Annotated in this window: 12 protein-coding genes; 2 read left to right on the plus strand and 10 right to left on the minus strand. The window is 41.1% G+C overall.

Translation table 11 applies throughout. From position 1 onward, the window contains the following. Positions 1 to 8: 8 nt before the first annotated feature. From LKD46_RS00410 to LKD46_RS00455, 10 genes are all read right to left on the minus strand, one after another. Entirely contained in the window at positions 9 to 578 is a 570-nt protein-coding gene (locus LKD46_RS00410; RefSeq protein ID WP_054337558.1) for a sigma-70 family RNA polymerase sigma factor, read from the minus strand. Positions 579 to 592: 14 nt separating this feature from the next. Continuing rightward, complete coding sequence (locus LKD46_RS00415; protein ID WP_004223692.1) at positions 593 to 1003, minus strand: zinc-finger-containing protein; 411 nt, start codon at positions 1001 to 1003, stop codon at positions 593 to 595. Between the two features lie 446 nt (positions 1004 to 1449). Further along, entirely contained in the window at positions 1450 to 1812 is a 363-nt protein-coding gene (locus tag LKD46_RS00420) for a hypothetical protein (RefSeq protein WP_054351054.1), read from the minus strand. A 60-nt stretch (positions 1813 to 1872) separates the two neighbouring features. Beyond that, positions 1873 to 5856 (minus strand): VaFE repeat-containing surface-anchored protein, encoded by a 3984-nt coding sequence (locus tag LKD46_RS00425; protein WP_117843970.1) that lies wholly within the window; start codon positions 5854 to 5856, stop codon positions 1873 to 1875. Positions 5857 to 5910: 54 nt separating this feature from the next. Then, entirely contained in the window at positions 5911 to 9093 is a 3183-nt protein-coding gene (locus LKD46_RS00430; RefSeq protein WP_117843971.1) for a TraG/VirB4 family ATPase, read from the minus strand. Continuing rightward, positions 9090 to 9713 carry a DUF5038 domain-containing protein gene (locus LKD46_RS00435; protein ID WP_025580269.1) on the minus strand — a complete coding sequence of 208 codons (624 nt, stop codon included), beginning with the start codon at positions 9711 to 9713 and terminating at the stop codon, positions 9090 to 9092. Before LKD46_RS00435 ends, LKD46_RS00430 begins: the two co-directional genes overlap by 4 nt. A gap of 11 nt (positions 9714 to 9724) precedes the next feature. Continuing rightward, positions 9725 to 11548, minus strand: coding sequence for a lysozyme family protein (locus LKD46_RS00440; protein WP_025580267.1), 1824 nt, complete (start codon positions 11546 to 11548; stop codon positions 9725 to 9727). 2 nt (positions 11549 to 11550) lie between these two features. Continuing rightward, the gene (locus LKD46_RS00445) at positions 11551 to 12474 is read right to left on the minus strand and encodes a hypothetical protein (RefSeq protein WP_025580265.1); all 924 of its coding nucleotides are present in this window, start codon (positions 12472 to 12474) and stop codon (positions 11551 to 11553) included. Positions 12475 to 12487: 13 nt separating this feature from the next. Beyond that, positions 12488 to 13198 (minus strand): conjugal transfer protein TrbL family protein, encoded by a 711-nt coding sequence (locus tag LKD46_RS00450; protein ID WP_004223652.1) that lies wholly within the window; start codon positions 13196 to 13198, stop codon positions 12488 to 12490. A 24-nt stretch (positions 13199 to 13222) separates the two neighbouring features. Next, positions 13223 to 13603: a hypothetical protein gene (locus LKD46_RS00455; RefSeq protein ID WP_025580263.1), complete on the minus strand. Its 381-nt coding sequence runs from the start codon at positions 13601 to 13603 to the stop codon at positions 13223 to 13225. Between the two features lie 525 nt (positions 13604 to 14128). Between LKD46_RS00455 and LKD46_RS00460 the strand changes: the two genes are divergently transcribed. Both LKD46_RS00460 and LKD46_RS00465 read left to right on the plus strand, forming a co-directional pair. After that, entirely contained in the window at positions 14129 to 15115 is a 987-nt protein-coding gene (locus LKD46_RS00460; protein WP_025580261.1) for a S8 family serine peptidase, read from the plus strand. Between the two features lie 18 nt (positions 15116 to 15133). Next, positions 15134 to 16234 carry a radical SAM protein gene (locus tag LKD46_RS00465; RefSeq protein ID WP_117843972.1) on the plus strand — a complete coding sequence of 367 codons (1101 nt, stop codon included), beginning with the start codon at positions 15134 to 15136 and terminating at the stop codon, positions 16232 to 16234.

A 16234-nucleotide genomic window follows, 5' to 3' on the forward strand; every position in this document is an offset into this window, starting at 1 on the left:
TTCTCCCTTCAAGATAAAAGAGTATATAATTTGGTATCCTGCTGTAAGTATTTCCGGGCTTTGCTTTGCCATGCCCGGACATGATTCATTGGGACACCATAATGTTTGGAAATTTCTTGGTTGGTATATCCTTTTTGCTGCAGGAGCAGGGCATGTATTCCTTTTCTTAGTGTATTGCAGCTTCTCGCTTCTAAGGACTGCAGGTGCTTATAAATGGGTTCCTGGTTCATACATTGTTCCTGCCATAGTTCGGTTTTTTGGTCTACAAGCAGGGGTTCCATGTCAAATTCGGAAGATGCATACATGGAACAGGTGTATTTTCGTTCTTTTTGCAGTTTTCTCCAATAACTGTAAATGGCATTTCGTATGGCAACTCTGGCGTAAACTGCAAAGGGACGGGTGTTGTCATAGTTCATGGCGGCTTTGCATAAAGCTAAGTTTCCGGCTTGCAGAAGGTCTTGCTGCTCATCGTATGAGACATAAGCACAACGAGTAGTCAATTTTTTTACCATTTCAGGTACCAAATATAAGTACTCCTCTGTCAATCGGCGTTCATCATCTGTCATCGGGATGATCATACATATCCCCCCTTTCAACCAATGGCCCTGAGAGGGATATGGTTATTCTCCAGAATCTTCATGGATTCCAGAATTAGTTGATCACACATATAAGTGCTAAATTCTCCGATGTGTGCTTCCTTGGCAGTCAGACAGAATTTATCAGCAATCCAGCGGTAAGCCTCCGATTTCGTAAAGATGTGGTTTAGCCATATCTGGTCAAACACCCGGTGTGCTTGGATCCTTTTTTGCCGAAGCTCTTTGTTTGCCAGTTTTCCTTTGGCATTGGTAGTGCCAGGATGAACTCCTACATAAGAATTACACTGTGGGAAGTGACTGCACACATAGAGTTTTCCATCTTTCGCTTTATTTCCATATACATAGGACGCATCCCTTAAAATTGCGATGCTGCCGCAGTATGGGCAGCGGATTTGTTTCTGTTTCATAAAGATTCACCTCGCTTACGTGTTTTATACGTATATTGTAAGAAAGCAGGTGATGAATTCCCATAGGATGGGCATAGAAACTACTCCCAGATTCGGACTAAATGGCACAAAATGGCAGAAAATCTAAGAATAGAACAGTGCCTTGATAAGCGGAAAGAAACCGCTGTCTGCAAAACGTGAGTAATTTACTGGTGTAAAGATGAACCCTGCACAGAAAATCCGGATGACATAAACAGAAATCAGAGCTATACATAGCCGATACAGATTTCTGGTGCGTCTGCTCCAGGGCTTTCTCGGACGAAACTTCAGGTACAGGATTAAAAGTGCAGGAATAAAAATTAAGTTCGTAAATATTGTATCGATTCCTTGAATCATAGCAGTGAAATTCAACATAAAATCGCCTCCTTTCTTATCCTGTACGCAGAAAGTACCAAAAGTGCAACCTTTTACCAGTAATAATGGGATGCTTCCTGATGCCGCAGTAAAGCAAAACAAGGACATGGCTTATCGGTCAATGCTTCTTTTGCAAAGTAGAGTCCATATAAGGACTGAAACTGTTCCAGTGTTATGGCGGACAGGCATTCCGTTGGTTCCGGTATGCGGGAGAAGAGCATACGGGCATCTGCCATGGGCAGGATACAAGGACTGCCGTTTTCATCTGGATGATATAAGAAGTGTGGGCCATTACAATAACCTGGGGTTTTACAGGAAACGCAGCGAACATAAATACAGGAATGCCAATTTCCATCACAAATATCTAAAAAATGCCGGATGTGCTTGGCATCGGCATTACAACGAGATTGTTCCATATTCATCACCTTTATAGCAGGCAGCCGTAAGAAGCTGCCTGTGAGCATATTTATTGATAGTTACTTATCTTTTTTTCGCTTACGGATATATAAAATACCAAATCCGGCAGCAAAGAGGAGTGCGGCACCTGCCAGTAAAAGATAAGGAAGAATGGTTGTTTCATCTCCAGTCTTGACTGGTTTGGAAGGTTCCGGTGTGTCTTTTGGAACTTCCGTAAGTTTTATCGTCTGTCCTTTATCGTCCAGATCCTCATGGGAAGCAATTTCAAGTGCTGTTTCTCCTTCAAGGGAAAAAAGTTTTTCAAAAACGACTACATCATGACCAGCCAATGTGCTTCCATCAAAAGTGAAGATGACTTCGACAGAACCATTGGAATCCTTTGGTGTAAATTCTGTTTCTGACGTGACAGGTTTTCCATCAATCAGAACTTCCTTTTGGGTTGTTTTGTCCATCAGTGTGCCGACCAGTTTGTATGGAGTATCCGGAATCAGATTTTGGTAGGATACGGTGTCAATGATGGTTACTTCTTTCGTAGCAACGGCTTCCTGATCCCCATCCGCTTTGTCCTTCGCAGTAGTTCCAATTCCTGGGAAGTAGATAGACTGTTCATGGTCTTCTATATCGGCGTGAACAGCAATCTCTTTTTCCTGATACGTTAAAGACTCAAAGACAACAATTGTTTTGCCGGACAGGATGCTGCCATCAAATGTAAAGGTAAGTTCAATACTGCCAGAGGCATCTTCAGGAGTAAAGGTCGTAGTGGCAGTAATCGGTTTACCATCTGCCTGAAGAGGCTCTTTTGTCTCTTTGTCCATCAAGGTACCGGTAAGTGCATACTCTTTTCCTGGAATTAGGTTACTATATTTAACCGTGTCAACGATGGTAATCTCTTTATCGGTTTTGGTAAAATGATCTCCGTCTGCTTTATCTTTTGCAGTAGTAGCGATTTCTGGGAAGTAGATGGTCTGCCCATTATCTTCAAGATCTGCGTGTGTTGCAAATTCTTTGCCGTCATAAGTAGCAGATTCAAAAACAACTACGGTTTTTCCGGCAAGGGAGGTCCCATCAAAAGAAAAAATCACATCTACCGTTCCAGAGGATTCTTTAGGAGTAAATGTGGTTTCGGCAGTAACCTCTTTCTTATCTATTTCGACAGGTTTTCCGGTTTCTTTATCCATAAGGGTTCCAGTCATAACATATTCTTCGCCGGGCAGAAGATTTTTGTAAGCTACCGTATCTACAAGGGTAACTTCTTTATCTGCTTGGGAAAGATTCATATCTGTTTCCTTATCTTTTGCAGTGGTCCCGATTTCTGGGAAATAGATAGTCTGATCCTGATCTGTAATGTCCGCATGAACAGCCAGTTTTAAATCCTCCTGGTACAGTTCCTCAAATACTACGATTGTTTTGCCCTTCAGAGAAGAGGCATTGAACGTAAAGGTCACTTTTGCAGAACCAGAAGATTTTTTTGGTTTGAAGGTGGTTTCTGCTGTGACAGGTTTTCCATCTATTTCAATTGGCTTTCCGGATTCCTGATCCATCAGTGTACCGATGAGCTTATAAGACTGTCCCTTCTTTAAGCCTTCGTATTCTACGGTATCAACCAGAGTGATTTTTTCTTCTGGTTTGGCAAAGTGGGAGTTGCTGTCTTTGTCAAGGGCAGTAGTTCCAATGGTAATCTGATCATCCGTTAAAGTTCCCATATCCACGACTACGTGATTTTTGTATACAGAGACCTCAATTTTTAAGAGGTTCATACCTTCATTGGAATCGCAGCGTTGTTCTTCCAAAATATAGGTATCATAAATCAGGGCTCCTTTGGCATCATCAGGTTTAGAAGCGCCAAACCAGATTCCGTCTTCAGAAGTTTCCCCACGATTGGTATTTGTAGTGTGCTTATTCCATTCTGAGGAAGTACTGGCATAGCCATTTTTGTCTGTTACAATGGTATGACTTTCTCCTGTAGTTTTGGAGGTAATGGAAAATGGGACATTTGCCAGCCGGTTTAAATCTCCGTCAGAGACCTTTACGAATTCTAAATCGCCACGGATTACCTGATTGGAAATCGCTGTTTCTTTTGCAGTTAAATCCAAAATTTTCCCATTTTCTGTGATATGAAACTCCTGAGAGAGTTTGCCCTCGTTCAAATAACCTTCCGGTGCTTTTGTCTCATCAACCCGGTAATGACCATAAGGGAGCGTATCTTTTTTGGTGGAAGCAAGCCCCTTTTCATCTGTCTTCAAAGTGAGAACTACTTGATCTTTTTCGTAAAGGGTTCCATCCACAAGAACAGGATTTGGACCAAGATTGGTGATTGTAAATTCTGCATCCTTTAAAGAAGCATTTCCCTGTGGTTTGGCTTCTCCTGTTTCCAGATCCCGTTTTTGGATTTTGACACCGCCACGGATAATCTGGTTAGAAACAGAAGTCTCTTCTGTTGTTAAATCTACGATTTCTCCATTTTGGGTGATGTCAAATTCAAGAGCCTTTGCACCATCGGTTAGGTATCCGGAAGGCGCTTTGGTTTCTTCTATCCGGTAATGTCCAAGGGGCAGGGCATCAGCGGCACTTGCAGCAATACCATGTGTATCCGATTTGATTGTAAGCACTGCCTGACCATTTTCATAGAGCTTTCCACCTACCCATACTGGCTGTTTGTTCAGAGTGGTAATGGTAAATTCGGCATCTGCAAGAGATGCGGTTCCTTGTGCTTGTGTTCCCTGAGTTTCCAGATCCCGCTTCTGAATTTTGACGCCGCCTCGGAAGACCTGTTCTTCGACAGAAGAAGCGTTATAAATAGAGATAGTTTCTTCCGTACCGGTACTGGTGATTTGCTGCACGAAAACAGATTCGTTTGGAAGATAGCCGGCAGGGGCTTTGGTTTCCTGTACGGTTACTGTACCCAGTGGGAAGCAGACGGTCTTTCCATCACTGGCATAGAAAAATTCATCCCCGGATACCAAATAATCTTTTGTAAAATGGATTTCTCCAGAGGCATCTGTTTTCAATATCCAGGTGCGAACCGGTTTCTTACCATTTGCTCCGGGATCGGTAGCTGACTGCTCTGTATAGAATTTTATTGTAAATTCGGCATTGGCGAGAGAGCCGGTTCCCTGTGCAGAATTTTGCTGTGTGTCAGCATCCAGCTTTTTAAGGAGCAGTTTTACGGGATTATTTTGAGGAATATCCTTTACTTTTACGGTAGATGTTCCTTCTGCTTTTACCGTAACATTATGGGCGGAAGTATCTATAGCAAATCCTTCTGGGGCACTGATTTCTTTGACGGTGTAACTTCCTTCAGCCAGTTCTTTGGATTTTGCATATCCTTTTTTATCGGTAACAAGAGTTTCTACCAGTTCTTCCCCTTTGTAGATTCCGTATTTGGCTCCTTCTAAAGAGTAATTGCCATTTTTATCGGAAATATCGGTATTGGCAGAGGATTTCTGCAGTTCGATAAAGCCGTTTGGAACCTGATACCAGCTTCCTGCAAAAGTTTGGGAAGCATTGCCAGGAACGATAAAAGCACGGAAGGATTCTGGTGGGGCAGGAAGCCCTTCAATGGCGTTGGCAACTTCCAATGCTTTGTCAATATAATTTTGAGGTGCGCCATGGAAGGCACCGGTGTCCCCGTTATTTCCAGCGTGGATATAGGAAACGACCAGATGACCAATGACATAAGAGTTGTCATCGGACCATCCTTGGAAATATTGATCTTTTATGAGCTTTTCGTAGCCGTATCCACCATTGACATAGTAGAGTGCTTTTCTAAGCGGGGAATCCTTTCCTAAAAGATTATAAGGATATTGTCCGGAAGCAGGTGTTTTCTTTAATGGTTCAACGCAATAAGCTGTATTATTACCATCAAAACTCATGCGGGAAGTATAATAGTCCCCGTATGGAATTTTGGCTCCTGCCTTATAATCAATGGTTCCATCTGCAGCATAAGCGGTATGGGCATTGAAAAAGAGTGTGCTAAGAAACATCGTGACACAAAGAAAAAGGGCGGTTAGCCGGATATGAGGTTGTTTTGCTGGTTTTAACATAAATCTCCTCCTTTGTTAAAAAGAAAAGCAGCCATATTCGGGCTGCAGGTAACATTAACCGACTTTTTTATCCTGGCGTTTCAAGATTTCCAGGAGTTCCTGTCGGTCTGTGGTAATTAATTCTTTTTCCAGGTTGGAAGCTTTAAATTCCACAGTGATATTATTGTTGTTTGTTGAAATCAGTCCGTTTCCACGTTGGAAATGGGTGATATTCATAACTTCGGTTTCGGAAAGACGAAGAATGGTTTTTACACGTTGTGCCTCTTCATCTTCCATGTTAAGAATAATTTTGGTTTTACAGTTATTGATAATGCCTTTTCCATATTTTCCGTCATCAAGAGCAAAAAAGTCGTTGAGGTCCTGGGTTGCAAAAATACCGGCACCAGAGTATGCCCGGATGATCTTGGCGATCTCCAAAACGAATTCAGCGGCCAGACGGTTACTGGAGGCACCGATGAGCTGCCATACTTCATCTACGAAAATGGCTTTTTCTTCGGTACGATTTTCTTTGGCTTTATCCCATACATAGTCCAGAGCAACAAACATCCCTACCGTTAAGAGATCACTGGAACCAGTCAGCTCTGAAATGTCCAAAACGGTATATTTATTGGTCAGATCTACATTGGTCTGCTGGTTAAAAGAGGAAGCAGAGCCATGGACAAGACGGTTCAGGATGTGAGCCAGTCGTTTGGTATCTTCAGTTTCCATCAAAACATCATATACATCTCCAAGAATTGGCATCGCTTTATAATGATCCGGGTGTTTGGGATCAATGAGGGATTCATTCTTATGGGTGATTCCCTTTCTTGCATAGGTTTTAATCAGTGCTTCGTCCAAAAGCTGTTTTTCCTCATGGCTCATATCTGGAATGAGCAGAGAAAAGAAAACGTGCAGACGTTGAATCTTACTGGCTAAGGCAGATGCGTCTAAAGTTGGACCGTCCAGCAGCTCATTGACAGAGTTATCTACTTTTCGGATTTCCATGACATTGATGCAGTTTTGGCTGGCAGGAGAAATCTGGATAAAGGTTCCTCCTACATTTCTGGCAGCCCGATAAAACTCATGACCTTTTAACGGTGCGATGATAAATACCTGGATTCCTTTACGCCGCATACGAAGTGCCATAGTCTGCATGGTAAAGGTTTTTCCGGATCCAGAAGTGCCAAGAATCGCAATATTGGAGTTTTTATATTGTTTGGAGTCAAAAATATCAGCAATCACTAAAGAGTTGTTATGCTTATTTACTCCAAATAGGATGCCGTTGTCATCGCAAATGCTGTAGCTGACGAAAGGATAGCAACTGGCAGCTCCGGTGGTTAAGACATTTCGTTTTGAGAGTTCATAGAGCTTCTTATCCAGGTTTACAAGAGGAAGGGAAGATAAAAATCCCTGTTCTTGCAGGAAGTAACAAGACCGCAGATCCATATCCTGTGAGATGAGAAGTTTTTTCATCTCCTGAATCCGCCATTGCAGTTCTTCCAGATCACCTGCCGTAATCGTAATCAAAAGATTCATGTAATAGAAATCTTCATTATTAGCAAGTCCCTGTTTGAGGAAATAGCCGGAACGGATGGCAGAATCCAGATCATCAAAATCCGCATTGGTATCAGAGGCATCTTTGATCTTTGAACGGTTGATCCGGATTTGCTGTCCAAGACGTTGCTGGATCTTATCTTTGGGCTGTTTATGCAGAAAAAAGTCAATGTCAATTCCTTCGCCAGCATTGATAAGCAGGGACAGCCAGCCTGGCATTACTTTTGCTTTGTAACCATCGCACGGCACCAGCAGGTAAGAATGGTAGATGCCATTTACCAGCACATAGTTACTGTGCTTAAAGTCCAAAGACTCTGGTGCAATGAATTCATTGATATGGATGTTATCCACTTCCTGCTCACGACCAGATTCCATATAGCGGGTCAGTACCTGGTTAATCCGTTTTGGCAAAGGGGTTTCGGTACATTTGGTACGGTTCAGTAAAGTGTAGAGTACATCGGTTGTAAACTCATCTTCATTGTCATGAACCAGCACATCGTTGCCGCATTGATATAGAAAGGTTTTTGCGGTCTGTGCAGCAGTTTCCAAAGCTGCCAGGATTTCCTTTTCCTCCACCTTCCGATTCACATTGAAAGGTTCGTATTCAAAGATTAGGAAAAAACGTCTGGAAACCGCTTCTCTGGAACTTAACTGCCGGACAAATTGGATATAGTCTTTTTGTAACTGCCGGCAGTTAGGATCTGATTCCCGTTCCATTTCCAAACGGGACTGTTCCAGATGTTTGTTGATATCCGCTTTTTTGGAGATCATCTTAATCTGCAGTTTCACAGGGCTGATTTTTAGGTAGGAGATGAAGCTGAAAATGATCCCCTGTTGTTCCCTAGCACTGCGTAAGAGGAAATTGATCGGTTCAATCTCCAGGATTTTTACATAACGATGGTCTGTCGTGTAGATAACACCATTGGCAATCTTATCAATAGGAAGATAATCTTCCAAGGTGATTTCTTTTCGTTTTTTCTTTTTGCTTTTCCCGGAAGCAGCAGATGACTGGTTGGAAGCTTTATTCGCAGTTCTTTCTTTTTTTCGTTCCTCCAAAAGTTGCTGCTTTATCTGTTGTTTTTCAAGTTTTGCCTGCCTTTTCGCACTTTTACGTGCAACGTTTTGTTCTTTTTTTAATTGTCGGGACTCAAATTTAAGAATCCGGATGTCTTCACGAGCCTGTTTGCGTATTCCACGTTTTGTAGAAGTATCAAACTGCCGACGTTCTTTTTTTTTAATAGCAGAGGATTCTTTTGTCTCCTCTTCGGAAGACATCTGTGAGCAGTTCTCTTCAGAAGAAGATTCTGCAGGTTGTTTTGGATGCCGTTTGCGTTTCTTGGTTTTTGGTTCTTTGTTGCGGGGCTTTTTTATCCGGTACTTTTTTTTCGGCTCCGGATGTACATCCATACGGTAAATAACCCGGCGGTTTTTCAGAAAACGCAGAGCGTTCATTAAAAACGCAGTAATGCTTTCCCCACCGATTCCAATTAGAGAAATCATAGCTGCAGGCAGAGCAGTCATACAGAGAATAATAATCCTGACAGTGAGTGTCAGAGGCAGATTGATAACAGGAATGGTGATCAGGATTGCCAGGATACCGCCTTCGATGGCATTACGGATTTTAAACATTCCGCCCATAAAGGTCCCTTTTTCTATAAAATTGCGAGGGATGAAGACAGGATGTTGTTCTTCAGTATTGTTCATGGCTGCACCTCCTTTGGTTCTTCCATGGAAGGAGTTTCCGGAACTTCTGTGACAGGGGCAGCTTTTTCCGAATTCACTGAGGTATCATCATAACCGCCTTCTTGCAACTGTTCAATTTCCTCTGTTGTGATGGAAGGAAGTTTGTCATCTGTCGGACGTTCATAGATGATTTCTTTTCCAGAATCAGGGGTACGTTCCTCACCGAAAAAGAATCTTCCAGTAGAGGAAGTGTAGTACACAGGAAGAACGGACTTATCCGGAAGCTGGAACGAAAAATTAATATCAGAAGCATTGGGATAGGTAGTATCATCAGCAAGGAAACGGATGGAAGTTAGAGACATCTGTTTTACGTTTTTAAGATAGGAGGTCAGTTCTTCCTGAAAAAGTTTCACCTGTTCCTTGGAGAAAAAGTCTTCCAAAGCTTCAAAATCCTGAAAGCTTATGGATTCGTTATTTTCTGCTTGTTCTGTCTCGGTATTTTCATTATTATCGTGTTGAGTATTTTCTGTCTCGGATTTTTTGTTTCCTTTTTGGGATTTCCAGATGGAGGGAAAGACAAATCCGATGATAATTAAAAAGGCCATCATAAAGATAGCCAGAATTGCTTTTTTTCTGTTCATAAGTGTCTCCTTTATTTTTTAGCGAAGATCCAATAGGCATTTGCGGTTGCATGCACTTCCGTCATCATATCGAATTCACGGTTGATGTAGTTTTTGGAGGAACTGTCATTGGGATCATTGACTAATACTTTACCTCCAGCCGTTACACCACGAAGGACAATAAAATGTCCGCCACTGGTAAAAAGCCCAGCTCTTTGGGAACTGATGACCGGATGACCTTCAGATAAAGCCTGAAGTACCTGGTTGGGATCACTGGTCTGTGTGACAGCCCCACACCCAAAATGATCGGACGCTGCCTGGAAATAAGACCAGTAAGTGCCGACTCCTGGTTTGTAATAGGAATTTCCGCACCAGGATATTGCATCAATAGGTGTAATGGTAGTGCCTGTAAGATAACTGGCAATCATAGCAAAGCTTGTCGGACCGCATCCGCTGCTGGCGATGGAACCCCCGCCGTATGGAATGTTTCCATAGTCTGTCTGGAGATAGTGTGGAATCTGCATACCGTTTGCGGGATAGCTGCCACCACTGGCAGTAATTTGGTAATACCGAAGGACATGATCCACATATTCTTTATCACCATACAGGTCATAAGGCCAGCTTGGTCTTGCACACATCATATCAGAGTAGGCAATCGCATTTTCCTTGGTATAACCACCGTCACGCTCCATTGCCCAGTCAATGTATGCAGAACCGTAGTTGTAACCCTGAAGAGCCAGTTTAATCCGGTCTAAGTCCGTAGGTCCGGTACAGCCGGCTTTGTCGAGGGCATATTTTAATTCCTGTACTCCACATTCAATGGAGTATTCAGGATCTGTAATCCCATTTGGCACATGGGGATAGCGGGTATTAAATCCACCTTCCGCTGCTTGCATAACATCCAGCCCTCGTCCGCCAGATTCCTGCATCATGACTGCCAGAATTAAATCCACATAATCACTCATACCATATTTCGCAGCAGCTCTTTCTACAGCAGGGCGGTAGGACAATACCTCATCGCTAAGATTGATAGCAGCTACTATGCCGGAAGAAGCAGTACCAAAGAAAGCAGTCAGGTTTTCGGCATAGTTTTTGGCAAGTTCTTTCTGCTTGTCTGTAAGATGGAATACATGGTCTGCAAAATAGGAATCTCCAGCATAAACAACGGTATAGGTGTGTTTCGTAAAAGTAACCGTCTGTGTTTGTGCCTGCCCCTGTTCTGTGCCGGCTTCTCCTTCTGCATCGCCATCAACGGTAACTTCCATGGTAACTGTCTCGGTTGCTACATCATAAGAAAAAAGTCCTTCTTTGTTTTCACGGATGAGTTTCTTTAATTGGTTTAGGTTGATGTTTTTATAGTCATCCTGGCTGGCACAAAATTGTGAAATCAGCAGATTGGCATTGACGGAGATGCTGTATGTATAGGGGTCATTGATGGATGCAGTATCACCTTGTGGAAGACGGGAAATTGCTGCATGGATCTCTGCCAGAATGTCTTCATGGCTTTCTTCTAACACTTCAACGATGGCTTCACGGGAAGCACGGATGTTTTCACTGATCATAGAGTTGCTGTTCAGTACATCGCTTTGTTCGGTCAGACTTCCAAAGATCAGACCAGGGAGCATCACAATAAATAAAACCGGAAGCAGCAGTATGGCGAGAATAACAAGGAGAATTTTAGCGAACTGATTCCGGTTGGCTATGACTGCTCCAATCGCTGCTGAAAAAGGCCCGCCAAGGGCTGCACCATATCCTGCTTTGGAGAAAGTGGCTGCTGTTTTTAAGGACTTTAGGTGAGAAATGGTACTGGAGCCTACATCCATTGCTTCGTCAAGTCCAGAGCGTTCTGTATCCATCACTAAATCCGATCCTTTCTTGGAGGAGTAGGAGGAAGCTTTTGGACAATGGATTCGTTGTAGGCTATCTTTCCATCGCCAGCATCATAAGGAATTTTGGATACCGTATTTTCAGCATACTGTTTGTACCAGGTAGCTCCGTCTACAGATTGAACAGTTTCATAGGTTCCATGGGTAGGAGCCGTATATTGATCGGCATGGTACATAGCAAATTCCCGGCTGTCTCCATTGGAACCGGACTCAACTCCTGTTATCCTGCCGCCGCCAATTTCAACATTGGTATAGGAATGATCTGTTTTATCTTCATTTTGAATTCCCATGTAGGATTGAAATGCAGAAACAGCCCCATCACCTTTGATCGAGCCAACTTGACCATAGTTTCCCTGAGCAATATTGCTGATAACGTTATTGGCAAAATCTCCGCCCTTTTCAAGGGAAGACTGATAGAGTGCATTTCCGATACTTGGTCCTTCGGTATATCCGGTGGCTGCATTTACCGCAGAACGCTCTGTCTGCCTTCCAACGGCTCCGGCTAATCCTCCGGAAAGGAAAGAACTTTGTACTGCAGCACTTCCGGGAGAGGAAGAATGGGAACTACTATGGCTTCCACCTCCATGCCCTCGAAAGGAACTTGCAAGACCTCTTCCGGCGATTAAAAGTTCAGCCATCATATTTCCACCAGTATTTCCAACATTGACTCCCAGACTTGCCATAAAGCTGTCAATCTTTTGAGAAACCTTCAAAAAAGCAATGGCACACAGAAACCAGATAAAGACATTACCGGTGACCGTTTCTTTTCCCTGTGCATCTACAGCTTGCTGCACCTCTGCTTCTGTAAGTTCAGCGGCAAAGACCGGCATGGAAGTTACAAGAATCAGACAAGAAATCAATAGCAGGCTGCAGAGCAGTGTTTTCTTATGTTTCATAATCTCCTCCTTCCTAGAGTGATAAAGGGTTTGCAAGGAATGTTCCGACCATGGAAGTAAACAGCCGCAAACACCAGGCGTTCATTAAAAGCAAAAAGAACTGTCCGCCGAGCATACGGCACCAGCTCTTAAAAACATTTCCGGTAGCCTGGGAAGCACCCGTGGAAAACGCAACAGGTGCGGTGTAGACCAGAACTCCAAGTAGTATGTAACGTTCCGCAGCTTCAAAAAGCAGCTTGATGTAATTCCAGGCAAGGATCAGTACCAGTATGAGGGCAACAATGGCAACAGCACCATTGGCACATACCCCCAGGATTACTGTGATCACAGAATTGAATTTGGCAAATTCCAGTGGTGGAAGATCTTCAGTCAGAATCCAGCTATACGGGGTTCCTGCAATATTCAATAGAAGATCCACGATGTCCTTGGCATAGAATGTCAGGAAAAGGAACATAAATGTCCGCAGTGATAATTTGATTGGATCTTCAGCATCAATCCCTGTCCCCATAAAATAATTCTTAAAAAGCTGCCAAACCCAGTTTAAAAGGATGAGTCCGATAGCCAGTGCCAGAAAAATCTGGTACATTGTTTCCGCTGCTGGAAAATAACGGAGAAAAGTATCCATGGAACATCCCAGTGCACCCAGAACAGAAGTAGTAATCAAATCCAGAATGTTCATGACCTGTTCGGCAATCCATTCTACAATTCCGTCAAGTATTCCCATGACAGAGCCACCTCCTTATCTGCATTATCCATTCCACTGCCCGCCGGCAAAGAACGGTGTAATGTAAGCCATGATAAATCCCAGACCATTGAGAATCGCCCATGTAATGATGATTCGTTTGAGCCATGCCCTGGATTCATCCACGGTTTTTCCAGATTTGGAAAAATTCATCAAGAGCAAAGCAACCGATGCAGTTACAACAGCCGCAATGGTGGAAATCAGAATAATCTGGTTATATACGTCTTTCATGATTTCTGAAGCTTTGTCCCAGATGGTAGCAGCCATAACGGGTTGTACATTACAGGCAATCAGAGTGAAAGCGAGGAAGGCAGTATAGAGATATTTTCCATAGTTCCGATGATGTTTCATGCCCGGTGGGGCTTCTTTGTGTACATGGTTTTTCAAGTAAATGAACCTCCTTCATAAAAAGAGGGCAAAGTGAGATCTTTCACTTTGCCCTGGCTTATAGTTTTCCTGCCTCATAAAAGCTTCAATCCGGTCAATACGGAGGAACGCTTATTCTATATTTAGTTGTGATACTCCTTTCCATGCACTAAAAAACGCAGCTTGTACCAGAGAAGAGGCATTCCCTGGAAAGCTACGTTTTCGCTACATATAATTTTGACAGTATCATTCTAACATGGGTAGATTTCCCTGTAAATCGCAGAAGTGTGCCAAGTTGGGACATAAAAAGGAATAGTATGCGCCAACGAGGAAAGAAAAAAGACAATGTAGACAAAAAATATTACTAAAAAAAAGAATAAGGGTATATTGAAAATGTCTTAGATAGTTGAACATAAAAAATAAGCATATAGATTGATACTGGGATATAGCTTCGGGGATTAGGATTTATGTTTATGTGAATATGAATTTTAAAAAAGAGAATGAACGTATGGAATAAGATCTAAAATGAAAGGGGGAATGAGTATAATGAGGATTGGTGTGATTGATTCAGATGCCATATTTCAACACCCGTTTTTTTATGGCAAAAAGATAGAAATAAAAAGAATGAATCCAGGATATTGCATTAAAAATAAAAATTTCCCATTTTCTCATGCGGAATATGTATGTGCATGTATTTTGTTGGAAAATCCTACGTCTGAGATATTACTTTATAATATAATAGGTGGCAATGCTGGGAATGAGGGAGAACTACTTTACAGAAGTTTGGAAGCATTAATTGAAAAAAATGTAGATATTATTAATATTAGTTTAGGAGTAGAGATTCCATTCTCAAAAGAGCTGTATGATTTATGTAAAAAAAGTCCAGTGCCAATAGTGGCAGCACATGCAAATAATAACCAAACTGCATATCCTGCATCGTATGATAATGTTATTGGTATTAGGCGTGAGTTTGACGGAAATGTTATTCTCAAAAGGAGTGGAAATCAGAATTTATTATTGAATAATAAGACTTATGTTTCGTTTAAACAGTTAGATCAAGAACATTTGATGCAAGGCAATAGTTGGTATACAGCGAAACTTACGGGAATAATAAGTTGTTTTAGAGAAAACAAAAATCTGGGGATTGAAGATATAGTTGATTTAATAATGTCTTCTAGTCTGAACCAGATAAGTAGCGTTAAACAGAATAATTCTGAAAATGCAATTTTGGTAACTAATAGGAGTGATAACCAGAGGCAAAAAGAATTTATCAAACAATGTTTTTCTAAAGTTCATATTATAGACATAAATAATTTAGAAGCACAAAAAATAGTTGGTTATTACGATAAGTTGTTTATAGATATTGATAAATATAGCGATTTTATGTCAGCTAAAAAGGATTTGCTAAATTTTGTATATGATATCCGTGATGCTTATAAGCACTGTTATATTCGATATCCTTTTTTGGGGTATTATGATAGATACAGGTTTTTGACTGAGAAAGGAATTTTAATAGAACAGCTATATTTTTAGTAGATGATAGGAGAGTAAATGTATTCATTAACATTAGAAATTACTAAAAGATGTAATTTGAATTGTTCATATTGCTACGTGGAAAATAAAGAAAAAGTGAATATGAAATGGAAAACAGCACAATTGGCAATAGATATAGCTATGCGTGAGGCCATCAAGCAGAAAGATAAAACTTTAAGTGTGTATTTTATTGGTGGAGAACCTTTGCTTGCTTTCGGGCTTTTGAAAGAGATTATTTTTTATATAGAAAAGAAAAACGAACAAATTGGATTAAATATTTTTTATAGTACCACTACAAATGGAACTGTATTTACAACAGAGATTATAGAATTTATGATTGAAAAAAGAGTACGATTCAAAATTAGCATAGATGGTTTAGAGGATGTTCATAATGAAAACAGGAAATTTGTGAATGGTGTTGGAAGTTATAGTGAAGTTAAAGAAAAACTTGTATACAAAGAAGAATTTGAGAAAATGACAGGAATTGCTGTACATGCAGCACAACTTATTAATACTAATACGTATACTAAATTTTCAGCTTCATTTAGGCATTTACATGAATTGGGATTTCGATATATAGAAACGGAGATAAATGCCTATCAGAAATGGAATAAGGAAGATAAAATTTGTTTGTTTCAGCAAATTGATGAGGCATTTGAGTATTACATTTCTTCTAGAAATAGAGGACAACTATGGGTATGGAAATTTTATAATGATATGTTAGAAGGCTTTGTAGCAGATTATTTGCCTTTTTTCCCTTGTAAAGCAGGATTGGTTTCGTTATTTGTAACAGTGAAAGGAGAGTTATATCCTTGTATAGAAACTGGGAAAAAATATATGATAGGAAGTGTAGACAAGGGGTTAGATGCAGAGTATATAAGAAAAATTATTAAAATAGAGAAAACGCAAAATACGAGATGTTTACAGTGTAAAGAGTATAAAGAAAATAAATGTAGAATTTGCAGTTGTTTATTTGGAAATTACGAAAATACAGGAAATTGTTATATACCTTCTGAAATTAACTGTGAACTTACTCGACATGTAAACAATATATTTCGAGAAAAATATAGTGAAGAACAAGTAGCAATGCTTCGAAAGCATTATAGGAGAGAGTTGTAG

The sequence above is a fragment of the Blautia fusiformis genome (assembly GCF_020686995.1).
GTDB lineage: Bacteria > Bacillota > Clostridia > Lachnospirales > Lachnospiraceae > Blautia_A > Blautia_A fusiformis.